Annotated in this window: 12 protein-coding genes; 9 read left to right on the forward strand and 3 right to left on the reverse strand. The window is 76.6% G+C overall.

The features are described from left to right. Positions 1-3: 3 nt before the first annotated feature. Positions 4-1,386 carry a type VII secretion integral membrane protein EccD gene (eccD, locus tag ACIPLC_RS10665; RefSeq protein ID WP_363631973.1) on the reverse strand — a complete coding sequence of 461 codons (1,383 nt, stop codon included), beginning with the start codon at positions 1,384-1,386 and terminating at the stop codon, positions 4-6. A 201-nt stretch (positions 1,387-1,587) separates the two neighbouring features. On the opposite strand from eccD, the gene eccCa reads away from it, so the two are divergent. From eccCa to ACIPLC_RS10695, 6 genes are all read left to right on the forward strand, one after another. After that, complete coding sequence (eccCa, locus tag ACIPLC_RS10670) at positions 1,588-5,514, forward strand: type VII secretion protein EccCa (protein ID WP_400472689.1); 3,927 nt, start codon at positions 1,588-1,590, stop codon at positions 5,512-5,514. Further along, positions 5,511-8,309 (forward strand): hypothetical protein, encoded by a 2,799-nt coding sequence (locus tag ACIPLC_RS10675; protein WP_400472584.1) that lies wholly within the window; start codon positions 5,511-5,513, stop codon positions 8,307-8,309. The genes eccCa and ACIPLC_RS10675 overlap by 4 nt, the downstream gene beginning before the upstream one ends. Positions 8,310-8,486: 177 nt before the next feature. Beyond that, a complete protein-coding gene (locus tag ACIPLC_RS10680) occupies positions 8,487-8,924 on the forward strand; it encodes a hypothetical protein (protein ID WP_400472585.1) in 438 nt (145 codons plus the stop codon). 67 nt (positions 8,925-8,991) lie between these two features. Next, positions 8,992-10,482 carry a hypothetical protein gene (locus tag ACIPLC_RS10685; RefSeq protein ID WP_400472586.1) on the forward strand — a complete coding sequence of 497 codons (1,491 nt, stop codon included), beginning with the start codon at positions 8,992-8,994 and terminating at the stop codon, positions 10,480-10,482. A gap of 63 nt (positions 10,483-10,545) precedes the next feature. Further along, positions 10,546-13,905, forward strand: coding sequence for a right-handed parallel beta-helix repeat-containing protein (locus ACIPLC_RS10690; protein ID WP_400472587.1), 3,360 nt, complete (start codon positions 10,546-10,548; stop codon positions 13,903-13,905). Then, positions 13,902-15,131 carry a S8 family serine peptidase gene (locus ACIPLC_RS10695; RefSeq protein ID WP_400472588.1) on the forward strand — a complete coding sequence of 410 codons (1,230 nt, stop codon included), beginning with the start codon at positions 13,902-13,904 and terminating at the stop codon, positions 15,129-15,131. The genes ACIPLC_RS10690 and ACIPLC_RS10695 overlap by 4 nt, the downstream gene beginning before the upstream one ends. A 397-nt stretch (positions 15,132-15,528) precedes the next feature. Here the strand turns inward: ACIPLC_RS10695 and ACIPLC_RS10700 are convergent, their stop codons facing one another. Further along, positions 15,529-16,518: a MinD/ParA family protein gene (locus ACIPLC_RS10700; protein ID WP_400472589.1), complete on the reverse strand. Its 990-nt coding sequence runs from the start codon at positions 16,516-16,518 to the stop codon at positions 15,529-15,531. Between the two features lie 572 nt (positions 16,519-17,090). Between ACIPLC_RS10700 and ACIPLC_RS10705 the strand changes: the two genes are divergently transcribed. Together ACIPLC_RS10705 and ACIPLC_RS10710 are read left to right on the forward strand one after the other, a co-directional pair. Beyond that, positions 17,091-17,441, forward strand: a complete 351-nt coding sequence (locus ACIPLC_RS10705) for a hypothetical protein (RefSeq protein WP_400472590.1) — start codon at positions 17,091-17,093, stop codon at positions 17,439-17,441. 206 nt (positions 17,442-17,647) lie between these two features. Beyond that, the gene (locus ACIPLC_RS10710) at positions 17,648-18,346 is read left to right on the forward strand and encodes a sigma-70 family RNA polymerase sigma factor (RefSeq protein ID WP_400472591.1); all 699 of its coding nucleotides are present in this window, start codon (positions 17,648-17,650) and stop codon (positions 18,344-18,346) included. 67 nt (positions 18,347-18,413) lie between these two features. On the opposite strand, the gene ACIPLC_RS10715 is transcribed toward ACIPLC_RS10710, so the two are convergent. Next, a complete protein-coding gene (locus ACIPLC_RS10715; protein ID WP_400472592.1) occupies positions 18,414-21,242 on the reverse strand; it encodes a BTAD domain-containing putative transcriptional regulator in 2,829 nt (942 codons plus the stop codon). A 352-nt stretch (positions 21,243-21,594) separates the two neighbouring features. On the opposite strand from ACIPLC_RS10715, the gene ACIPLC_RS10720 reads away from it, so the two are divergent. Further along, positions 21,595-24,393 (forward strand): BTAD domain-containing putative transcriptional regulator, encoded by a 2,799-nt coding sequence (locus tag ACIPLC_RS10720; protein WP_400472593.1) that lies wholly within the window; start codon positions 21,595-21,597, stop codon positions 24,391-24,393. Positions 24,394-24,610 lie beyond the last annotated feature (217 nt).

Raw genomic sequence — 24,610 nt, forward strand, 5'->3', positions numbered from 1 at the left:
GGCTCAGCCGCCGAGGCCCCGCAGGGTGTGGTAGACGCCGCAGGCCTGGAGGGCGAGCGGGAGCAGGGAGAGGGCGCTGAGGGTGTGCAGGATGTCGGCGATCCGGCCCCAGTAGGGGAGCAGGCGCCGGCCGGGGACCGTCCAGGCGACGACCAGCAGGGCGACGGCCACCGCCAGCAGGCCGCCCAGCAGGCCGAGGCGCTCGGCGGGCGAGGCCGTGTGCGCCGCCCGGGAGAGCAGCACCAGGCCGCCGTAGACCCCGGGCAGCAGGATGCTCAGCCGCTGGCGGATGCTGCCGACGGCCCGGCCGTGCAGCAGGAGCAGCAGGCTGAGCGCCGAGGCCTCGGCCGGGCCGGCCCAGCCGTCGGTGAAGGCGAGGACGGTCAGGCAGGCCGCGCAGACGGCGCCGATCGCCGTGTAGAGGGCCATCAGGTAGTCGTCGGCGATCAGGGCGCGCGGCAGTACGGCGGCGGCCGGGACGGGCTCGATGTTCTCCTGCAGTTCCTCGGCGTTGCGCGGGAGCATCGGCAGCCGCAGACCGGAGAGCCGGAAGGCGAACGACGGCACGAAGGCGCCGATCAGGACGGCCACCACCGCGACCACGGCGACCAGCTTGCCGAGCGTCAGCCCCGCCAGGACCAGCACCCCCGCCAGCACCCCGAGCACCGCGACCAGCACCACCCCGAGGAAGAGCGGGGCGGCCCCGCCCACCGCCGCCAGGGCCAGCACCGCCGCGCCGGCCCCGGCGGAGGCGGCCGCCAGCACCCGGGCGCCGAGCAGGTCGTCCCCGCCCGGGCCGCTGGGCAGCAGCAGGGCGGCGAGCCCCAGGTACGGGACGGCGGCGGCGCCGAGCGCGGCGCCCGCGCCGGCGTCGGCCATGGCCCGGGAGGCGCTGGCGGCGCCGAGCAGCAGCAGGGCCGCGACGGCGGCCGCGGCGGCCTGGCGCGGGCCGGCGGGGCCGGGCAGGGCGAGCAGCACCCAGGCGGCGGCGAGGGCCGTGAGGGTGACGGCGAGAGCGAGGCGGCGGGTGAGGGCGGGGCGCCAGGTGTCGCCGCGCTCGTTCATGCCGGAGGCCACGCCGTCGACCAGGTCGTCGAAGTGGACCGGCGGCAGGGCCTGGTGGCGCGGGCGCAGGTGGACCGCGTCGCCGTCGTGCAGCTTCAGCGCCTCGGTGCTCTGCTCCTCGTCGAGCGGATCCTCGCCGAGCCGTTGCAGCACCCAGCCGCCGTGCTCCAGCCCCGTCTCGGCGAGGTCCGGGCCGGCATGGCCGAGGATGGCGGGGAGCAGGTCGCCGAGCGGTACGTCGGCCGGGACGGCCAGTTCGAAGACCACCTCCGGCGCGTGGAACCTCAATCGGCACAGTCCTGCGACGACACTGCTGCTCACGCCAGTCCTCCGGCTCGGTGGTGTTCTCCGCTCGGTTGAACGGGCGGTCCGGCGCGGCGCGTTCAACGGCGGTTGAACCCCGGGTGCCACGCCGTCCGTGAGCCAGAGGGACGGCTGTCGCAGTGAGGAGCCCGTCACAGTGAGGAGCCCTGAGTGAGCGTTGTGCTGGTCACCCGGACGCCCCGGCGCCCGGGGCCCGAGATGCCGGACGGCGAGATCCAGTTGCAGGAGCCGCCGGGTCTGCCGGAGAAGCAGAGCGGCATGGCGAGCGTGATCAGCATGGCCCCGATGGCGCTCGGCTCGCTGTCGATGGTCTTCATGTTCCTGCACCCGGGCGGCGGCGAGGGCGGCGGTGGCGCCCTCAGCTACGTCGCGATGGGGATGATGGCGCTGTCCGCTGTCGGCATGCTGGTCACCCAGCTGATCCGCGGTTCCAGCGACCGCAAGCAGCAGCTGCGCGGCGAGCGCCGCGACTACCTGCGCTACCTGTCGCAGGTGCGCCGCCAGGTGCGGCGTTCGGTCGACGCCCAGCGGCAGGCGCTCGCCTGGCGGCACCCGGCCCCGGACGAGCTGTGGTCACTGGTGGGCACCACCCGGCTGTGGGAGCGGCGCGCCGCCCACCCGGACTTCAGCGACGTCCGGATCGCGGTCGGCGCCCAGCGCCTGGCCACCCCGCTCGCCCCGCTGGCCACCAAGCCGGTCGAGGACCTGGAGCCGCTGTGCGCGCACGCGCTGCGCCGCTTCATCCACGCCTACGGCACCGTCGCCGACCAGCCGATGGCGATCCACCTGCGCGGCTTCGCCCAGCTGCTGCTGCGCGCCGAGGACCCGGAGGCCGCCCGCGCCCTGGTGCGCGCCGTGCTCGCCCAACTCGCCGTTGTGCACGGCCCGGACGAACTGCGCATCGCCGTCGTCACCGACGCCGAGCGGCGGGCCGCCTGGGACTGGGCCAAGTGGCTGCCGCACGCCCTGCACCCGGCCGACACGGACGGCGCCGGCCCGGTCCGGCTGGTCGCCGGCAGCCTCGGCGAGGTCGAGCAGCTGCTGGGCGAGGAGTTCACCAGCCGCCCGGCCTTCGAACCGGACGCCGTGCCCAGCCGGGACGAGCCCTTCACCGTCCTGGTGCTCGACGGCCCCGGCGCCCACAGCGGCAGCCGCGCCGCGCTCACCGGCTACCGCAACGCCGTCCTGATCGACCTGTCCGACAGCCTGGAGTGGCGTGCGGCCCGCACCACCCTGCGGCTGCGGATCGACGACGGACGGCTCGCCATGATCGGCGCCGACCGCAACCGCAAGGACGTCGTCACCGACCTCGGACGCCCCGACGCGCTCGCCGTGCCCGCCGCGACCCGCCTCGCCGCGCTGCTCGCCCGCTACCGCATCGCCGACGGCGTGGACGTCGCCGAGCCGCTCGCCACGGACTTCGACCTGACCGCCCTGCTCGGCATCCCCGACCTCAACACCCTGGACGTCGAGGGGCTCTGGGGCCAGCGCGGCATCGCGCAGCGGCTGCGCGTCCCGCTCGGACTCGGCCCGGACGGCCGCCCGGTCGACCTCGACCTGAAGGAGTCCGCGCAGGGCGGCATGGGCCCGCACGGCATGCTGATCGGCGCCACCGGCTCCGGCAAGTCCGAACTGCTGCGCACCCTGGTCATGGCCCTCGCCGTCACCCACTCCTCCGAGGTGCTCAACTTCGTCCTGGTCGACTTCAAGGGCGGTGCGACCTTCCTCGGCCTGGACGGCCTGCCGCACACCTCCGCCGTGATCACCAACCTGGCCGACGAGGCCGCGCTGGTCGACCGCATGCGCGACGCCCTGCACGGCGAACTCATCCGCCGCCAGGAGCTGCTGCGCGAGGCCGGCTACGCCTCGCTGCTGGACTACGAGACGGCGCGCGCCGGCGGCGCCGCGCTGCGCCCGCTGCCCACGCTCTTCGTCGTCGTCGACGAGTTCAGCGAACTGCTGTCCGCGCACCGGGACTTCATGGAACTCTTCGTGATGATCGGCCGGCTCGGCCGCTCGCTCGGCGTCCACCTGCTGCTCGCCTCCCAGCGCCTCGACGAGGGCCGGATGAGCGCGCTGGAGTCCCACCTGTCCTACCGGATCGGCCTGCGCACCTTCTCCGCGATGGAGAGCCGCGGCGTCCTCGGCGTCCCCGACGCCTACCAGCTGCCCTCCCAGCCCGGCAACGGCTTCCTGCGCAGCGACATCTCCACCCTCACCCGGTTCAAGGCCGCCTACGTCTCCGGGCCGTACCGGCCCAAGCGCCGGGCCTCCCAGCAGGCCGCCCTCGCCGGGCAGGTCGTCGCCTACGGCACCGACTACGTGCTGCCGCGTCACCTCCCGGCGACCGCAGCCGAGCCCGAGGAGGAGCAGACGTCCGACGGTTCGCTGCTGGAGGTCGCCGCCGGCCGGCTGCGCGACGCCGGACCGCCCGCCCACCGGGTCTGGCTGCCGCCCCTGGACGTCCCGCCCACCCTCGACGAACTGCTGCCGCCGCTCGTCCCGCACCCCGAGCGCGGCCTCACCACCGAGGACGAGCGCTCCCACGGCGCGCTCGGCCTGCCGGTCGGCATCGTCGACCGCCCCTTCCAGCAGCTTCGCGACCTGCTCACCGCCGACCTGGCCGGCGCCGGCGGCCACGTCGGCATCGCCGGCGCCCCGCAGAGCGGCAAGAGCACCATGCTGCGCACCCTGATCACCGGCCTCGCCCTCACCCACACCCCGCGCGAAGTCCAGTTCTACTGCCTGGACTTCGGCGGTGGCACGCTCTCCGCCCTGCGCGGACTGCCGCACCTCGGCGGCGTCACCGGCCGGCACGACGGCGAACGGGTGCTGCGCACCGTCGCCGAGGTCAACGCCATCATCACCCGCCGCGAGCAGTACTTCGCCGAACTCGGCATCGACTCCATCGCGTCCTTCCGCCGCCGCAAGGCCGCCGGGGAACTGCCCGACGACCCGCACGGCGACGTCTTCCTCGTCATCGACGGCTGGAACACCCTGCGCCAGGAGTTCGGCGACCTCGTCCAGCCGCTCACCCTGATCTCCCAGCGCGGCCTCAACTACGGCGTCCACCTGGTCATCGCCACCACCCGCTGGGGCGAGATCAGCGGCGGCCTGCGCGACCAGTTGCAGACCCGCTTCGAACTGCGGCTCGGCGACTCCGTCGACTCCGTCATCAACATGCGTGCGGCCGCCAAGGTCCCCAAGCTGCCCGGCCGCGGCCTCACCGACGAGCAGCTGCACTTCCTCACCGCCCTGCCCCGGATCGACGGCTCCGGCAACACCGACGACCTCGGCGACGGTGTCGCCGACCTGGTCGACGCCGTCGCCGCCCACTGGACCGGCCCACGGGCCCCCGAGGTCCGGATGCTCCCGCTCACCCTCGACGCCGCCGGGCTCCCCGCCCCCGAGGGCCGGCTGCGCGTCTCGATCGGTCTGGAGGACACCGAGGTCTCGCCGCTGTGGCACGACTTCGAGGAGAGCCCGCACCTGCTGGTCGTCGGCGACAGCGAATCCGGCAAGACCAACCTGCTGCGGCTCATGATCAACGCCATCACCTCGGCCTACACCCCCGCCGAGGCGCGGATCATGCTGGTCGACTACCGGCGCGGCCTGTTCGACGCGGTGCCCCAGGAGTACCAGCTCGGCTACGCGGTGGCCGTCGACAAGCTCCGCCAGATCGTCGACGGCGCCTCGCGCGCCATGAAGAACCGCATCCCGCCCGCGGACATCACCCCCGCCCGGCTCAGGCTGCGCGACTGGTGGACTGGGCCCGAACTGTTCATCCTCGTCGACGACTACGACCTCGTCGGCTCCACCAGCGGCGCCCACCCGTTCGCGGCCTTGCTCGAAGACCTCTCCCAGGGCGCCGAGATCGGCCTGCACCTGGTCGTCGCGCGCGGTGCCAACGGCGTCGGGCGAGCCCTCGGCGACCCGCTGATGCGCAAGCTTCAGGAGGTCAACTCGCCCTCCCTGCTGCTCTCCTGCCCGCCCTCGGAGGGGTACCTGTTCGGCAACGTCAAGCCCCGGCAGTTCCCCGCCGGGCGAGGCCTCTACATCACCCGGCGACGCACCGTCCAGGTGCAGACCGGGCACGTGGCGGACGAACCGGAGACCGGCCGGTGACCGCCTCCACGCTGCGGGAGCTCGGCCCGCACTACGTCATCGCGCCGCCCGGCGCGGAGGCCGCCGGACTGGCCGAAGCCCTCGCGCCCGTCCGGGCCGAACCCCGCGCACTGCTGCTGCTGGCCGCCGCCGCGGACGCCGCGCCCGTGCTGCTCGCCTCGCTCGACGACCTCGTGCGGGCGGCGGGTGAGCGCGACGCCGACGTGCTGGTGCTCGCCGCCTCCGGACTCGCCGCGATCGGGCCGGACGGACGGCGGCCCGCCGAACTGCTCGCCGCCCGCTCCGGGCTGACGATCGTCGCGCCCGACGCGGTGGTCAGCATCGAGACGGACGGAACGCTGTCGGCCGGGGGCGGCTCCTGGTGGCGCTGCCCGCCGGGCGGCGCCCAGCTCCGGGCCGAACCGCTCGGCGCGCGGTGGCCCGCCGCGGCCACCATCACCCCGCTGGCGCGCGATGCGTACTGGGTCACCGAAACCGCGGGCCGGGCACGGCCCGCCGCGCTGGACCACGCGGCCGCGACCGACGACGGGCTGCTGCTCGTCCTCGGCGAACCGGACGGGCGGCTGCCCACCGGAGCCCAGCTCGCCAACGCCGCGGCGCTGCTGCTCGGGACGGTGGCGGAGGACGCGCGCCTCACCCTGAGCGCGCCGTGGGCCGCGCCGGTCGAGCTCATCGAACTCGCGGCGGTCTCGGCGGCCTCGCTGGGCCGGGAGGTCCGGGCGGCCGTCGGCCTGCCGGTCCGGGGCACGGCCGGGCTGCGCCACGTCCACCTCGCCGCGGACGGGACCGAAGGGTGGGAGCCCTACCTCACCGAACTGGTCGCCTGCCCGACCGACCGCACCGTTACGGCCGTCGGCTGGCGCAGCCGGCCGGACCTGCCCGCCGCCCCCGGGCCCGCGCGCTACCCGGCCTTCCCCGGCTGGGAACTGGAAGCCGTCGCGGCAGGGCTCTGGCTCCGCCCGGCCGCCACCGCGGACCGCGGCCCCCGCCTCCGCCGACCCGACCCGGGGCACCCCGTCCTGGTCGTCGGGTCTCCGGGGCGCCCCGTCCCCGAGAGCGTCTGGGACCACCTCGGGGCCGTGCTCGGCGCGCTCCCGCCGGCGCCCGCGCGCCTCGCCCTCGCCGTCGCGGGGACGCTGGACATCGAGTCCGGGGCGGTCGGGCGTTTCTGCGCCCGGCTGTACGGGCTCGACTGGGTCGGACCCGCCGCCGCGTCGGCTGCCGGGCCGGTTGCCGCGCCGGCGCCCGGCCCGGAGGTGGCGCCCGCGCTTGTGGCTGGGCCTGCGCCCGTACCCGCAGCTGAGCTTGCATCTGAGCTTGCACCTGAGCCCGCGTCGGCGGAGCTCGGAGCGTTGCCGGAGGCGGAGGCGGGGTCGGAGACGGACCTGGCGCCGCTGCCGGTGCCCACCGAGTCCTGGTCACCGGAGCCGGTGGCCGAGCCCGATCCGGCGTTCGAGACCGGGACGGCGACTGAGCCCGGGACCGAGACCGGGACGGCGACTGAGCCCGAGACCGGGACAGATCCGGTGGCCGTACCGGTCCCCATGGCCACGATGGGGGTCTTCGGAGGAGAGCCCGGGGAACACCCCGCTCCCGCTCCCGTACCCGCCCCGGAGCCGGTCGCGGCCGTGGCGGGTGACGGCGGAACGACGGTGGCCCCGGACGCGGGCACCGGCCGGGCCGTGGAGCCGGAAGCGAGTGCCGCACCCGGGGGAGGCGACCACACGCCGCCCACCGAGGACCCCGACCTCGGGGCAGGGTCCGCGCCTGCGGCCGCCTCGGAGGAGGCCGCCGCAGCGGAGGAGGTGCCAGCCCCCGACCCGGTGCTCGATCCCGTGCCCGTGCCCGTGGCCTCCGTGTCCGTGTCCACGGAGGCCACGGAGGCCACGGAGGCCGCTGAGGCCACGGGAACCACGGTGGACCGGGCCGGGGCACACTCGACTCCCGGACCCGCGGCCGGCTCTGCCCCCGAGCAGGCCCCGGCGCAGGCCCCCGAGCAGGCCCCGGCGCAGGCTCCCGAGCAGACCCCGGTGCCGCCGATCGCCCCCTCGCCCGACCTGGTCGAGCTCTCCACCCCCGCCGAGGACCGCGCGGCCCTGGTCGCCCTCCTCGGGCCCGCGTACCAGCGCTTCGTCCGGCGGGCCGAGGACGTCGCGACCCGCCTGCCCGGCCTGCGCGCCCGGGCCGACGAGGGAGATCCGCGGCCCGAACTGGTCGCCGTGCTGCTCCACCACACCGACTCGACCGTCCTGGCCGAACGCGCCGAACTCCGCGCCGCCGCGCGGTCGGGCGCTCCGGGCCCGTTCGGCCCGTACCTGCGCTGCCTCGCGGCCGGGCTCCGGCGGCTGCCCAGCCACTACGGCGGCGTGCTGGTGGTCGGCCCGGCCGAGTCGGCCGACCTGGCCGCCTACACCCCGGGAACCGTGCTCACCGAGCGGGCCCCGGTCAGCGGCCTGGCGGCGCCGGGCGCGGACTTCGGCGAGGACGTCGGGGTGGAGTTCGCCATCTGGTCCGTCGGTGGCCGCCGCAGCTCGGCCTTCGGCGAGCCCGGCGACCAGCCGACCGTGATCTTCGCCCCGGGGACGGAGTTCGAGGTGGTGGACGTCGACCTGCCGGACGAGACGGCCGGGCGTCCGGCCCGGGTGCTGCTCCACGAGATCGGCGGGGTCCGCCCGCGCCCTGACCGTCTGCGCAGCTGGCTGGCCCGGCGCGACGCCGTGGCTCCCGCCGACCGCATCCGCCCCGCCGACCCGGCCCGCTACCTGCTGGACCTCGGCGGCGCGGCCGGCCGGTGACGCCGTGCAGCGGGGGCGTCCCGGCGGACCCTCCCGCTCTCCCCGGCCGGTGGCGGGCCCCGACCCCGACCCAGCCGGTCGAGTCGTCCACCGGCGCACGGGCGACCGCGGTGAACCCGGGGCGGCCCTCCGTCCGTACGAGGGAGCGTAGGAGCGAACCGGCGGGAGGAATGCGGGATGAGCGGGACGATGCGGGACGACTTCCGGTTGGCGTCGGTGTTCGACGCCGTGGACCCGGTGACGGGGCCGGGCTTCGGGCCGGACCGGCCGAGGATCGAGGAGCGAGCGGAGCGCGAGGCCCTCGTCCGCTACCTGCGCGCGGGCGCGGCGGTGCTGCTGACGCCGATGCTGATGGACGACGTGGTGGACCGGCGGCGGCGCTCCATCGTCCCGATGGGCTTCCGGACCGACGGGTCCTGGATCTGGACCGACACCGTGACGTACTACCTCGACGAGTACGGGCTGGCGCCCGACCCGGAGCTGCTCGCGCACGTCCGAGCGCAGGGCGGCGGCCCGTGGGCGGCGCCGGACGCGGCGGTGCTGGAACGGGCGGTCTCCTTCGTCCTGACCCCGCCCGACTCCGACGAGGAGCCGGTCTGGACGGTCGGTTCGTAGCGGCTGAACCGGTTCGGTCACTCCGTCCGTACCTCCCCACAGGAGTGTCGTCGAGTGCAGGGGATGCATGGTGGCCGAGGAGAAGCGCGGCGAGGCGGGGCGGACGGGCGCCGGGTTCCAGCTCCCGGAGGTGAACTGGGCCCTGGCGGCGGAGGCCGAGCCGGCGGAGGGCGCGTCGGCGACGGGCACCGCGGAGGGAACCGCCTCGGCGAAGGGTGAAGCGGCGAAGGGCGAAGCGGCGGAGGCGGGTTCCGGCGCCGCGACCGCGGTGCTGCCCGCGCAGGCGGAGCGCGAGCGGCCTGCCACACCGCCCGCCGTCCCGCCCGTGCCCGCACCCGACACGGCCACGGCCGCCGCAGCACGCGCCGCCGCAGCACCCACCGCCGCCGGGACGCCCGAGGCGGTGGCCGCCGCGAGCGTCGCCGAGCCCACCACCGACACCGGCACGGACCAGGGCCCCCGGCCGGGCCGGGTCTCCCGCCCGATGATCGCGGCGGCCGTCGCCGTCGGCCTGGTGCTGGTGGGCACCTCGGTGGTGGTGACCCAGCTCGGCGGCAACGAGCACAAGGGCGGCCCGGCCCAGGCGGACGCCCCGCCCGGCTACGGGCAGAGCGGCGGGGACGGCGGCAACGGCTTCGTCCCGAACTTCGACGAGCACGGCGGTACCAGCGGCTCCGGCGGCAGCCCCGCCCCCGGGCAGCCCGACGCGGCGGTCCCGGCCGCGGACGCCGGCACGGGCACGCCCACCCCGGGCGACCAGCCGGCCTCGGCCCCGAACGGTGCCGCCGGCAGCGGAGGCGCGGGCGGCTCCGCCGGTCGAACCGGCGGAGCCGCCAACCCCGGCGGTGGCACGGCGAGTTCGAACGCCGCGCCAGGCCGTACCCAGGGCGGCTCCGGATCCGGCGCCGCAGCCGCTGCCGCCGCAGGTGGCGCGGCGGGGAGCGCGGCCGGTGGCGCCGCCAACCCGGCCCCGCAGAACCCCGCGCCGCAGCAGCCGGCCCCGCAGAACCCCGCGCCCCAGCAGCCGGCTTCGCAGAACCCCGCGCCGCCGCCCGCGCAGAAGCCCGCGCCCACCGTCGTGGTCACCGGCCCGTACTGCGGCAACAAGAGTGGTGCGTACAGCCAGAAGGGCTGGTTCGACCAGGGCGACTCCGGCTGGCGGAGCAACTCCGGCGGCTGGAGCGGCGACGGCTGCAACGGGACGTACACGTCGGTGCCGATGTCCGGGGACACCAAGGACGACGGCAACTCGGTGGTGTGGACCTTCACCCTGGACAAGGTCACCAGCTGCACCCTGGACGTCTACATCCCGGCCAGCGGGGACGTGAAGAAGGTCGGCGGGAACCCGACCTACTACACCGTGCAGAGCGGCAGCGGGTCGAGCGACTTCAAGATCAACCAGGCCTCCAACCAGGGTCGTTGGGTCGGCGAGGGCACCTTCCAGTACCGCGGCTCGCTGTCCGTCACCCTGCACACCCGCGGCCAGGACTGGGTCGGCGGTAACAAGACCTACGCCCACCACGCGGCCAGCGCCATGCGCGTCACCTGCACACCCTGACCTGACCCTCATCCTCCGAGCAGGTCACGAACGAACGCCCCACGACGAAGGGAACCCCCAGGCATGTCGCGCCCGGTGCTGACGGTCTGCGCGGAGCAGCGGGAACGCGGCTCCTACCGCACGATCGGCGAGGCCCTCCAGGCAGCCCGCAGCGGCGCGGTGATCTCCGTACGCCCCGGCCGGTACGAGGAGAACCTGGTGCTCACCAAGGTGGTGACCATCACCGCCGAGGACGTCCGGGGCAGCGTGCGGATCAGTCCGCGCCGTGGCTCGGTGGTCCAGGTCCTGGCCGAGGCCGTCCAGCTGACCGGCCTGGTGATCCAGGGGCAGGACGACGACCTGCCCGCCGTCGACGTCCCGCGCGGCCAGCTCGCGCTACAGGACTGCGAAGTGATCGGCAACGCCTGGACGGCCGTCCTCACCCGCCAGCAGGGCGAACTGGCCATGCGCGGCTGCCGGGTGGTCAACACCGCCGGCGCCGGGCTGGTCGAGACCTCCACCGGCGCCAGCGTCATCGAGGACAGCGTCATCGAGCACCTCGGCACCTCCGCCCTGGTGATCGGCGAACGGGCCAACCCCACCGTGCGGCGCTGCGTCCTGCGCGACGCGCGCGGCAACGGCATCTGCGCCAACGGGGAGGCGCGCGGCGTCATCGAGGACTGCGAGATCTCCGCCACCGACAAACCCGCCGTGGCCCTGGAGGAGCAGAGCACCACCCGTCTGCTGCGCACCGAGGTCCGCGACAGCGCGGTCGGCGTCTTCCTCGGCTCCACCGCCCGGGTCGTGCTGGAGGAGTGCACCGTCACCGCCGTGCGCGGCCACGGCTACGTCCTCACCAACGGCACGGACCCGCTGCTGCGCCGCTGCCGCGCCGTCCGCAGCCAGGGCCACGGCCTGCACATCGCCGACCGCGCCCGCGGCACCTTCGAGGACTGCGAGGTCACCGCCGCCGCGCAGGCCGGCATCCACGTCGACGAATCGGCCAGCCCCAGCCTGGTGCGGGCCGTGGTGCGCGACAGCGAGACCGACGGCGTCGAACTCACCGGGGAGAGCGCCGCCGAGTTCGACCGGCTGGAGGTGCGCGACGCGGCCGGCGTCGGCATCGTCATCCGCGACGGTGCCAACCCGCTGCTGCGCCGCGCCACCGTCACGGACGCCGGCGGCCACGGCGTCGAGGTGCTGCGGGACGGGCGCGGCCGGATCGAGGACGCCACCGTGCTCGACGCGGGCAAGAACGGCATCCGGATCGCCGACGGGGCCAACACCTACCTCGGCGGCAGCCTGGTGCGCGGCAGCAAGGCCTGCGGCATCTCGATCGGCGCCGAGGGCATCGCCACCCTGCGCGACGTCGAGTCCGCCGACAACGCGTTCGACGGCGCCAGCGTCGAACACGGCGGCGAACTCACCGCGACCAGGACCAGGCTGCGGGCCAACCGCCGCCACGGGCTCCACCTGCTGCCCGGCGCCCGCGCCACCCTCACCGGCTGCCAGCTGACCGACAACACGGTGGACGGCCTGCGCTCGGAGTCCGCCGAACCCGTCCGGCTCACCGACTGCGTCACCGCCGAGAACCAGGGCGCCGGGCTGCGGCAGAGCGAGCCCACCGACCGGCTCGCCGTCGAGAACCTCGACAGCCGGGACAACCGCTCGCCCGACGCGAACGGCACGGCCACCGCCGCGGCGACCGCCGCCGGGGACGAGGACGAGTCCGCCGACGGCACCCCGAAGGAGGGCACCGCCGCCCCCGGGCCGCAGGGCCCGCAGGCCGTCCTGCAGACCCTGGTCGGCCTGGAGGGCGTCAAGGAGCAGGTCGCCACCCTGGTCAACCTCAACAAGCTGGCGCGGCGCCGCGAACAGGCCGGGCTGCCCGCGCTCCCGATGAGTCGCCACCTGGTGTTCGCCGGGCCGCCCGGCACCGGCAAGACCACCGTCGCCCGGCTCTACGGCGCCATCCTCGCCGAACTCGGCGTGCTGCGCAGCGGCCACCTGGTCGAGGTCGCCCGCGCCGACCTCGTCGCCTCGATCATCGGCGGCACCGCGCTCAAGACCACCGAGGTCGTCATGGAGGCGCTCGGCGGCGTGCTCTTCATCGACGAGGCGTACACCCTGTCGGCCGGCTCCGGCGGGACGGGACCGGACTTCGGCCGCGAGGCCATCGACACCATCGTCAAGCTGATGGAGGACCACCGCGAGGACCTGGTGGTGATCGTCGCCGGGTACGAGAACGAGATCCGCGACTTCCTGGCCTCCAACCCGGGCCTCGCCTCGCGGTTCAGCCGCACCGTCGAGTTCCAGAACTACAGCGTCGACGAGCTCACCACCATCGTCGAACACGCCGCCGCGGGCCACGGCTACGAACTCGCCGACGGCACCCGCGAGGCCCTCGCCGTCCACTTCGACCGGATGCCCAAGGGCGCCGACTTCGGCAACGGCCGCGCCGCCCGCAAGGTCTTCGAGGAGATGGTCGACCGCCAGGCCTCCCGGCTCGCCGAACTGGAGGACTTCGACAACGCCGACCTCAGCCGGCTGTTCCCCGCCGACGTCGGTGAGCAGGCCGCCGCCGCCGTCGCCCGCGCCGCCGCCGGAGCCGACGAGCCCGAGGAGCCCGGCCTGCTCGACCGGCTGCGCGGCATGGTCGGCCTCGCCGCCGCGAAGGAACAGGTCGAGGACCTGGTCAACCTGACCCGGCAGACCCGCCGCCGCGTCGAGGCCGGACTGCCCGCCGCCACCATCAGCCACCACCTGGTCTTCTCCGGCCCGCCCGGCACCGGCAAGACCACCGTCGCCCGGCTCTACGGCGAACTCCTCGCCGAACTCGACGTCCTGCCGGCCGGCCAGCTCATCGAGACCGCCCGCGCCGACCTCGTCGGCCGCTACATCGGCCACACCGCCCAGCTCACCCGCGACGCCTTCGAACGCGCCCGCGGCGGCGTGCTCTTCATCGACGAGGCCTACACCCTGACACCCCGCAACGGCACCGGCGGCGACTTCGGCCAGGAGGCCGTCGACACCCTGATGAAGCTGATGGAGGACCACCGCGACGAGGTCGTGGTGATCGTGGCCGGCTACCAGGAGGAGATGCGCGGCTTCCTCTCCTCCAACCCCGGTCTGGCCTCCCGCTTCTCCCGCGAGATCACCTTCGACCACTACGCGGACGACGAACTCGTCACCATCGTCCGCCTCCAGGCGGAGACCGCCGGGTACCACTGCCCCCCGGAGACGCTGGCGGCGCTCGGCGAACTCTTCGGCACCGTCCCGCGCGACCGGTCCTTCGGGAACGGGCGCTTCGCCCGGCAGGTGCTGGAGTCGATGATCACCCGGCAGGCCGGTCGGCTCTCCCGGCTGGAGGTGGCGGACCTGGACGAACTCAGCCTGCTGCTGCCCCAGGACATCCCGGCCGGGCGGATCGGCAGCCTCGCGTGAGGACGGCGGCCGCCCTCCTCGCCGTCGGACTGCTGCTGCCGACGGCGGGCACGGCCCTCGCGGACACCCCCGCCGGCGACGACAGCCTCCCGGGCGTCACCCAGCTGCGGCGCGACGCGGCCGGGAAGCCGGCCGGCTGCCTGCCCCCGTCCACCAAGCGCACCCCGCTCACGCCCTGGCCCCAGACCTTCCTGCGCCCCGACCGGGTCTGGCCGCTCAGCCAGGGCGACGGCGTCACCGTCGCCGTCCTCGGCTCCGGCGTGACCGACGGCACCGGACTGCTCGCCGGCCGCCTCGACTACGCCCCCAAACTCACCGGAGGCGGTGACCCCGCCCGTGACTGCGTCGGCCACGGCACCTTCCTGGCCGGCCTGATCGCCGCCGACCGCCGCGACGGGACGGGCTTCGCCGGGCTCGCCCCGCGGGCCAGGATCCTCGCCGTGTCCGTCACCGACGACGGCGGTGCCACGACGGCGGACCTGCTCGCCCAGGGGATCACGGCGGCGAGCGAGCGGGGCGCGCGGATCATCGCGGTCGGGGCGGCGCTGCCGGCCGGCAACGACGCGCTCGCCGGCGCGGTGCGGTCGGCCCGGAGCAAGGGGGCGGTCATCGTCGCGCCCGCCGCCCCCGACGTCCAGCCGGGCTCGGGGAAACCGGGGCCTGCCTACCCGGCCGCCTACGCCGAGGTCCTCGCCGTTCGCGACCTCGCCCCCGGTGGTGCCCTGCCCTCGGGCGCCGGAGCCGTCGCGGTCGGCGGCCGGGTCGACCTCGCCGCCCCGGGCGACGCCGTCACCGGCACCGGCCCGGCCCCCGGCGGCAACTACACCGCGGCCGGGCCGAGCTTCGCCGCCGCCTTCGTCGCCGCCACCGCCGCCCTCACCCTCGCCAGCCACCCGGACCTCACCGCCGACCAGCTGATCCGGCGCCTGGAGACCACCGCCTACCACACCGTCACCACCCCCGACCCGCAGGTCGGCTACGGCACCGTCGACCCCGTCGCCGCCGTCACCCAGCTCACGGCCCCCGACCAGGCGCCCCCCACCGCGACACCGGCCGCCCTCGCCATGCCGCCCGTCCCACCCGCCTCCACCGCCCCCACCCAGGCCACGGTGATCTCGCTGGCCTCACTGGCCGTCATCGCCCTCGTCGCCGCCACCGGCGCCGTCGCGCCGCGTGCCCGCGCCCGCGGTTGGCGCCCGGGGAGGCCGGAGGACGGCCAGGTGTGAGAGGCCGGCCTGGCCGTCCTCCCGCCTCACCGGCGTGCCGCTCCTCGGGCGGTGGGCGCCGCTCCCTCGACCGTCGGCCCCTGCCGCGGCCCCGAGTGGCGGCGTCGTGCCCTCGACCGTCGGCGCCGTGGCGGTCGTGCGGCAGCGCCGTGGCGGCCCGGCGAGCACTCGTACCCGTTCTCGACGGGCGGGCGGGCGGGCGGGCGGCCTCAGGCGGTGCGGCGGATGGTGAGGGCGGGTCCGACCATTCGCCTCGGATCAGCGTGCGGCGTCTGGGTGCGGCGTCTGGGTGCGGCACTTGGGTGCGTGCATCGCAAGGCGGAGGCTGGGGGCCATCGGCGACCGACGCCGACGCGGCGAGGTGCGTGCCCGGACGTCGTGCGCCCGGCGGGAGCCGTCAGACACGTCCCAAGGCGTCGCCGACGAGGGCGGCGAGTTCGAGGTAGGCGAGGTGGGTGTGGGGGCGGAGCCGGCCGGGGGCGCCGGGGGTGTGCGCGGGGAGGAGGACGACGTCGCGGCAGAGGGTGCGGAAGTGCGCGAGGAGCTGGTGGTCGGCGACGGGGCGCTCGGTGGGCGGGCTGGGGGCGAAGACGACGGTGCCGCCGCGGACGAGGTCGCCGTGGCCTCGGGAGGTCAGGTGGTCGATGAGCGCGGAGGCGTTGCGGGCGCCGTCGGCGGAGGCGTGTTCGCAGATGACCAGTTGGTCGGCGAGTTCGACGGCCGTGAGCTGGACGTCGCCCGCGGCGGCCGTGGTGTCGCTGAGGATCATCGGGTAGCGGCCGCTGAGGTCGGTCAGGGCGTCCCGGAACGCGGGGCCCGGGGTGTCCGGGCGGACGGCGAGGATGTCGAGCCGACCGGCCGCGCTCCGGTCGAGGATCCGCCGGTCGGCGTGCGAGACGCGGGCGGCGTCGGCGAGGTCGAGGACGATCACCGGGTCGGGCCGGTGCTGTGCCAGGAGGGCGCCGAGCGTGACCGGGACGCCCTCGGCGGGCCTGCCCAGGAGGGCGATCCGGTGGCAGCTGCGCAGCGGGGTCCGGATCCGCTCCACGAGGCGGCGGCGCCGGGCCTCCGTGCCACCGCCGAAGGGCAGCCGCAGGGCGCGCGGGTGGGCCGCCCCTTCCTGGCGCGCGGCGGGGGCGGCGGCCGGGGCGAGAGCGGGCGCCGCGGGTACGGCCGTGAGGGCGGGCGCACCGGGCAGCTTCGCCTTCGGGGCCGGCGTGCGGGCGAACAGCCGCCGTTCGGTGGGCGGGATCAGGACGGTGCCGAGCGGGTCGAGGGGCTGCCGGGGGAGCAGCGGGACGGGCTCGGGCCAGGCGGCGGGTGTGTAGTCGGGCCGCTCCGTGGCGGCGGCGGCCCCCTCGTCGGGGGTGCCGTCGGAGAAAGCCATCGGGTGATCTCCTGCGTTCACGGTGCGCCGGGCCGGACCGTCGGTGCGTTCAGTCGGGACTACGGGCGCGGGGCCCGTTCCGGTTCACCGCGCGTCACCCTGCGCATCGGTGAACCGCCCCCGGCGGAAGGTCCGTTGAGCGGGACAGGGCGCACCTCGCGCCCCTCGTCCTGCTCGGAGGAGCTCATGCGCGCCACCAGGAGCCGCGCCGTCACGACGGCCGGTCCGCCGCTGTCGGCCGGTCTTCCGGTCGGTGTGACCCGCGCCACCAGCGCGAACGCCGGCGGCGGCCCGGTTCCGGCGGCGGCCGGGGCCGGCGTCGCCGTGCGGGGCCGGCGCCCGCCCGGCGTGCGCGGTGCTCCCGAAGCGCGGCGGCCCGGCCGGGCGCCCCGCCGCCGACCGAAACGGCGCGCGGGCGGCAGCTGAGCGGCAGCCGCCCGGCGGTACCGGAAAACCCTCTGCTGGACCGGCTGTCAGTAGATACCGTCTTCGGTGGCACTCGGTGCGCGTCGAGTGCCATGCAGGAGGAGCCGGCGTGAGTCCCGTGCGACGGGATGGGGGGAGGGGCAACGATGGAATCGGACGGGCCGGACGTGCGCGAGGTCGTCGCGGCGCTGGTGCGGCAGGAGGAGCCGAGCCAGCCCGGGCCGCCCGCGCTGGAGGTGCCCGAGGGCACGGCCGAGGAGGTGACCGCCGCCGCCCGGCGGCTCGCCCTGCGGGCGCTGCCGACCGAGCGGTGGAGACCGGAGCCCGCACCGGGGTTGCGGGAGCTGGCGGCGGCGCTGGTGGTCGACGAGCACCCGTCGGCGCCGGGCTGGTCGGCGCCGGAGCGGGAGCGGCTGGCGACCTGGGTCGCGGTGCTGATCGAGCACCGGGGGGAGGACGGGGTCCAGGAGCTGGTGCGGGCGCTCAACGAGGCCTGAGCGGGCGGCCGGGTGGCCGTGAGATGGCTGCGAGATGGCCGGCGAATTGCCGTGCGGTGTTCCGACCGGCGGCCCGGCCGTGCGGGGCCGGGGCGTTGGCGGATCGTTGGTGCGGCCTTGGCGGCCACGGGCAGTCTGCTGCCGTAGCCGCCGGGGACGTCCGGTCGGTGTGTCGCCCTGCCCTTGCCCGATCTGAGAGGCCGCGCGTGTCGAAGCAGCCCGTCGCCCAGCCCACGTCCGTCGCCCAGCCGCCCGCCGGCCCGGTGGCCGGTACGGACCCGTCGGCCACCACGGGATCCGCCCCTGCACAGGCCACGCCGAAGGCGGCCCGCCCGACCCTCGACCCGGACACGCTCGCCGAGATCCACCGGCTGCACGGCGGCTACCTGCTGCGCGCGCTGCTGCGCGCCACCGGCGGCGACCGGGGCAAGGCCGAGGACATCCTCCAGGAGACCCTGCTGCGCGCCTGGCAGCACCCCGAGGCGCTGGCGGCCGGTGCCGAGCAGAGCCGCCCCTGGCTGTTCACGGTGGCCCGGCGGATCGCGATCGACCACTACCGGATGGCCGCCGCCCGCGCCAAGGAGGTGATCGGCGAGCCGCTGGAGGACCGCCCGCTCGCCGAGGACCCGTACGAGCAGGTGGTCGTCGCGCGCGACATCGCGCTGGCCCTGCGCCGGGTGCAGAAGCACCACCGCGAGGTGCTGGTCGAACTGCACCTGCGGGACCGCTCGGTGGTGGAGGCGGCGGCCCGGCTCGGGGTGCCGCCGGGGACGGTCAAGTCCCGCAACTTCTACGCGATCCGGGCGCTGCGCCCGGTCCTCGCGGCGGAGCACGGCTACGCCCCGGTCGACGGGCGTGGGCAGGCGGCCGCGCTCGACCGCTCGGGTGCCGCCGCGTCCCGCTGACCCGTTCCCGCGTCCCGCTGACCGGCGGTCGCTGATCGCCGTCCGGTACCCGGTACCCGTTAGTCGGTCAGCGCCGCTGTGGTGTGCGCGAGTTCAGCGACTCCTCCAGGCTGGTGGTGAACTCGCTCCGCACTCCGGCCAGTCGATCGTGGCTGCGGAAGCGGTCGAGCGCCGAGCGCAGCCGGTCCAGGGCCTCCGGTTCGCGGCCCCGGCTCAGCAGGTAGGCGGCGTGCGACTGTTCGGCGATGGCCTGGAGGTAGAGCAGGCCCGCCTCCTCGCAGCCGGCCAGCAGCCGGTGCCACGCCAGGTCGACGGCCTCGCTGCGCCCGTGCGGGGGCAGGGTGTGCGCCTCGGTCAGCATCGACCACAGGTGGATCGAGGTGACCGGGCGGGCGGGCAGCAGCTCCCTGGCCTCCCGGGCCTGCCGGAGCGCGCCGTGCCGGTCCCCGGCCAGCAGGCTCACCCAGCTGTGGTGGACCAGGGCGACGGCCAGCGGCCGGGGGTCGCCGGACTCCACGGCCAGCGCGGCCGCGCTGGACGCCAGCCGGGCCGCCTCGGTGGCGCTGCCCAGGATCGCGGTGATCAGCGCCTGGGTGGCGAGCGCGCGGGCGTACCCGGCGCGGCCCGCGGGACCGGCCGCGGACTCGCCGGCGGTCACCGCCCGGCGCGCCGCCTCGGCCGCCTCCTGGCGGCGTTCCAGCCCGAGCAGGGCGTTCGCCAGGGCGCTGTGCAGTTGGGTGGCGGCCAGTTCGTCGCCGCACCGCTCGGCGGCCCGGACGCCCGCGCGCAGGCAGCTCAGCCAGTCGGTGAACCGGCTGGAGCCGTAGTACAGCCGGCCGGCGGCCATGGCCAGCCGCCAGACCCGGTCGGGGTCGGTGGCGGTGCCGGTGATCAGCGCGCGGATCGCCGGCTCCTCGGTCTGGAACCAGTCCAGTGCCGCGCGGATGCCGTCGGTCGGTGGCAGGGCCCGCGGCGGGTGGACGGGCGTCTCGGAGCGGTCCTGGCCCGGCTCGATGAACTCGCCGCCCTGCCGCAGCGCCGCCTGGTAGTAGTCCAGCAGCCGCTCCCGGGCGAGGCGTCGGCGCGGCTCGGGCTGCTCGGCGAGCAGCCCGGCGCTGAACAGCCGGACCAGCTCGGCGCGGCCGTAGCGCCCGGGCGCCGCACCGGTGAGCAGGTGGTGGGAGGCGAGTTCGCCGAGCGCCTGGCGGGCGGTGGCCGGGTCGGCGCCGAGCAGGGCGGCACTGGTCAGGGTGTCCACCTCCCGGCCCGGGTGGGCGGCCAGCAGGGTGAGCAGCTCGGCGGCGCCGGGGGAGAGGCGGCGGTACGTCAGGAGCAGTTCGGTGGTGACGCCGGTCGCGCCGTCGGCGTCCAGGACGGGCAGCCTGGTCTGCTCGTCGGCGAGTTCGGCGACCAGCTCGGCGATCGTCCAGTCCGGCCGGGTGGCCAGCCGGGCGGCGGCGATCCGCAGCGCCAGCGGCAGGTGGTCGCAGAGCCCGGCCAGTTCGGCGGCGGCGGCCGGTTCGGCCCGCAGCCGGTCGGGGGTGAGCGCGCGCTCCAGCAGCCGCAGGGAGTCGTCCCCGGGCAGCGGGGGCAGGCGCAGCAGGGCCGCGCCGTCGGCGGCCACCAGCCCCTCAATCGAGCCGCGGCTGGTCACCACGGCGGCGCAGCCGGGCCCCTGCGGCAGCAGGTCGGCGACCTGGTCGGCGTCGGCGGCGTCGTCCAGGACCACCAGCAGGCGCCGCCCCCTGGTCCGGTCGCGGTAGAGCGCGGCCCGTTCGTCCCGGTCCTCGGGGACGGCGCCCTCGGAGACCCCGAGGGCCCGCAGGAAGCCGCCGAGGGCGTCCTCCGGGGCGGCCGGGCCGGCCGGGTCGAGGCCCCGCAGGTCGGCGAACAGCTGCCCGTCCGGGAAGTGCGGGGCGCGGCGGTGCGCCCAGGCGGTGACCAGCGCGCTCTTACCGGCCCCGGCCGGTCCGACCACCAGCGCCAGGCCGTCGCCGGCGCGGTCCGGGCCGCACTCGCCGTCCAGCCAGCGGCCCTCAGTGTCCCGGCCGACGAAGTCGACCGGGCGGCGCGGGAGTTGACGGGGCACCCGCGGCGCGGCCGGAGGGCCCGCCGGGGGCGCCGAACGGGCCGGGGCCGGCTGCCCGGCCAGGCTCCCGGACAGCACCTCGGCGAGCGCCGCCTGGAGCGCCGGGCCGGGCCGGATCCCCAGTTCGCGGTCCAGCCGCACCCGGGCCTGGTGGTAGGCGGACAGTGCGTCCGCCGGCCGTCCGGCCTGGTGCAGGCAGCGCATCAGCAGCGCCACCAGCTCCTCGCGCAGCCCGTCGGTCCGTACCTGCCGTTCCAGGGCCGGCACCGCCGCCACCCCGCTGCCCTGGCGCAGCCGCAGCCCGGCCCAGCTGAGCACGGCGGCGGTGCGGGCCTGGTCCAGCTGGTCGACCACGGCCACGCGCATGGCGGTGTCGGGCAGGTCGGCCAGGGCCTCGCCGCGCCACAGCCGCAACGCCTCCTCCAGCAGCGCGATGGCCTGCGCGTCCGCCGTGCCGCAGCCGAGTCCGGCCTGTTCGGCGGCCCGGTCGGTCAGCTCCTCGAAGCGCAGCGCGTCCACGGCCTCGGCCGGACCGGCCAGCAGGTAGCCGGACGAACGGGTGTGCAGCACGAACGGGGTGTCGGCGATCGCCTTGCGCAGCGCGGCCACGTGCCCCTGCAGGGCGGCCCGGGCGCTGGCCGGCGGCCGCTCGCCCCACAGCAGCTCGCAGAAGCCGTCCACCCCGACCACCCGGCCCAGCCGCAGGGCGAGCAGCGCCAGGATCGCCCTGCGCTGCGCCCCCGGGAGAGAGGCGAAGCCGTCCGTCCCGGTCCGCAGCTCCACCGGGCCGAGGAGCCGAATCCGCACCAGTACCCCCACTTCACCCCACGATGGCCAGGGCGTCCCCCCGCCCCATTGACGTCCGGGGTGTCCCCCGGGGTGGAGCAGTGTAGTGCCCTGAAGTGTCCTGTTCGCGCCAGAACGCCCGTTCCCCGGGCGCCACCGCGTGACGGCGCCCGGTGGAACGGACGTTGCGGGCGGGGCCCGCGGATCCTGCGGGGTCCGCGTCCGACCCGACAAGATCCACAAGATCCGCGCAGACCCCATCCGGCCGCGTGCACGCGACCGGACCAGGCCTATCCTCAGACGACGCCGGGAAGACGCCGGCGGTTGTCACCGGCGGCGGATCCGGCCGGCGACAGGGGGAGGAGAAGGCCGCATGCACATCGACCTGCTCGGGCCGGTCGCCGTACGACGGGACGACGGGACGGCGGTCACACCCTCGGCCCCCAAACGCCGCGCGCTGCTGAGCACCCTGGCCATCCGGCTCAACCAGACGGTGGGCACCGACGAGCTGATCGAGCTGGTCTGGGACGGCGCGGCGCCCCCCACCGCCCGCGCCGCACTCCAGGGGCACGTCGCGGTGCTGCGCCAACTGCTCGACGGCCCCGGACTCACCCTGGACACCCGCGGCGCCGGCTACCTGCTGGCCGGCGACCCCGACCGGGTCGACCTGCTGCAGTTCCGCCGGCTCTGCGACCAGGCGGGCGTGCTGCGGCCCGCCCCGGCCCCGGCCGCGTCCGCCGGGCGCGCGGAGCCCGACCAGCACGATCCGGTCGTGCCCCTGCTGCGCGCCGCCCTGGACCTGTTCCGCGGCCCCGCCCTCGTCGACTGCGGGTCCGCCCTGCTGCGCGAACGCGCCCTGCCGGACATCACCGATCTGCGGTTGCGCGCCCTGGACCGGCTCGCCGAGGGCCTCCTCGACGCCGGCCGCGGCGGCGAGCTCGCCGGCGAACTGGCCATGGCGGCCGCCGCCCACCCGAGCCGGCAGACGCTGGCCGCCCGGCTGGTCCGCTGCCTGGACCAGGCCGGGCGCCGGGACGAGGCGGCGGACTGGTACGACCGGTCGGTGGCCCGGCTCTCCGGCCCGCCCGGCCCGGAGCTGCGCCGCGCCGGCGAACGCCCGGCGGACGGCCCTGAGCGGGCCGCGCCACCCAGACCGGCCCGGCTCCCCAGACGCGGCGCGCCGGACCGCAGGTTCACCGGCCGGTCGGCCGAACTCGACCGGCTCGACGAGGCCCTGGCCGCCGCCGTCCGGACTGGCCACCCGATCCTGGTCACCGGACCGGCCGGGGTCGGCAAGACCAGCCTCGTCCAGCACTGGGTGCAGCGGTCCGCCGAGCACTTCCCCGGCGGCGTCCTGCACGCCGAGCTGGGCGGCTTCGACCCGGCCGGGCCCCGCGAACCCGCCGACGTGCTGGCCGGGTTCCTGCTTGCCCTCGGCGAGCGGGCGGACGCCCTGCCCGGCTCGCCCGACGAGCGGGAGCAGCGCTACCGGGAGCTCCTGGCCGGCCGCCGGGTGCTGATCGTGCTGGACGACGCGTTCTCGTACGAGCAGCTCGCCCCGCTGCTGCCCGACCCGCCCCCGCCGGGGGACGGACCGACCGGGGGCCAGGGCGCCGACACCCCCGTCGCCGTCGTCACCAGCCGCAGCCGGCTGCGCGACCTGCTGGTCCGTGACGGCGGCATCCCGCTCCCGCTGGGCGTGCTCGGCGCCGAGGACGCGGCCGAACTGCTCGCCCGGACCCTCGGCCCGGCCCGGGTCGCCGCCGAACCGCAGGCGGCCGCCGACCTCGCCGCGGCCTGCGACCACCTGCCGCTCGCCCTGCGCCTGGCCGCCGCCCGGCTGGCCACCCGCCCCGGCTGGTCCCTGGGCGACCTGGCCGCGGAACTCGCCGACGAGCAGGCCGGCCTCGCCACCCTGGCCGGCACCGACCGTGGCCCGGTCGGCGTCACCACCGCCCTGGACCACACCTACCGGACCCTCCCGCCCGCCCCCGCCCGGCTGTTCACCCTGCTCGGCCTGCACCCCGGCGCGGTGATCGACACCGCCACCGCCGCCGCGCTCGCCGACCTGCCGCCCGCCACCACCCGCACCCTGCTGACCCGCCTCGACGCCGTCCACCTGCTGGAGGAGACCACGCCCGGCCGCTACGCCCGGCGCGAGCTGGTCCGGCGCTACGCGGCCCGGCAGGCCGCCGAACTCACCTGCGACGACCGGTTCGTCGCCCTCGACCGGCTGATCGCCCACTACCTCGCGGTCACCGCCGCCTGGACCACCGGCGGCTGGACCACCGGCGGCTGGACCACCGCCGCCTGGACCACCGGCGGCTGGACCACCGCCGCCCGGGCGCCCGGGGGCGGCGGCGCGGCCTCGGCGGAGGCGGCCGCCTGGTTCCGCCGCGAGGAGAGCGCCCTGCGCGCGGTGGTGGTCTGCGCCGAACAGTTCGGCCGCACCGCCGAATCCTGGCAACTCGCCCACCGGATAAGCCTGCTGTACGAGACCACCGGCCACGACCGGACGCACTGGCGCGCCGTCACCGAGGCCGGCCTGCGCGCCGCCCACACCTGCGCGGACCAGGCGGCCGTCGCCCGGCTGGCCACCGACCTCGCCGTCCTGCACGTCGACCGCGCCGCCCACCGCACCGCCGTCCAGCAGCTGGACCGGGCCGTGGCCGCCGCCGACCGGGCCGGCGACCAACTGCTGCGCCACCACTGCCGCGCCCGGGTGGCCGGCGCGCTGCTGCGGGCCGGCCGCTACGACCAGGCCCTGCCGCTGATGACCGACCTGGTGAGCGCGGCCCGCACCCCGGCCGTCGGTGAACTGCTCGTCCGCGCGCTCACCGACCTCGCCGACGCGCTGGTCCTGGCCGGCTCCCCGGGGCCGGCCCTGGTCCACGCCGACGAGGCCGTTCGGGTGGCCACCACCCGCTCCGGCGGCGCCGAGGCCGTCCTCGCCACCCAGAGCCGGGCCCGCGCCCTGCACGCCCTCGGGCGCCGCGACGCCGCCCTGTCGACGGCCCAACTCGCCGTTGCCCTGGGCCGAACGGTCGGCGACACCGGGCTGGAGTCCCGCACCCACGGCCTGCTGGCCGACCTGCTGTGCGAACTGGGCCGCACCACCGAGGGCGCCGCGGCCAGACGGCAGGCCCAGGCCCTGGCGGCGGGGGAGCGCTGATGCTGCGCCGACCCGCCGCCGGGTCCGCCCCGCTCGCCTCGTCCGACCAGTCCGCCTCGTCCGCCTCGTCTGACCAGTCCGCCCCGTCCAACCCGTCCGACCCGTCCGATCGGCACAACCACCGGCGGAACTATGGGCAGAACCAGTACGCGCAACCGTCCCGCCAGCCGGTGGGACGCCGCAGCCTCCACCGGGGCACCCGGTGCCTGAGCTGGGC

Source organism: Kitasatospora sp. NPDC086801, from assembly GCF_044745805.1.
Classification (GTDB): domain Bacteria; phylum Actinomycetota; class Actinomycetes; order Streptomycetales; family Streptomycetaceae; genus Kitasatospora.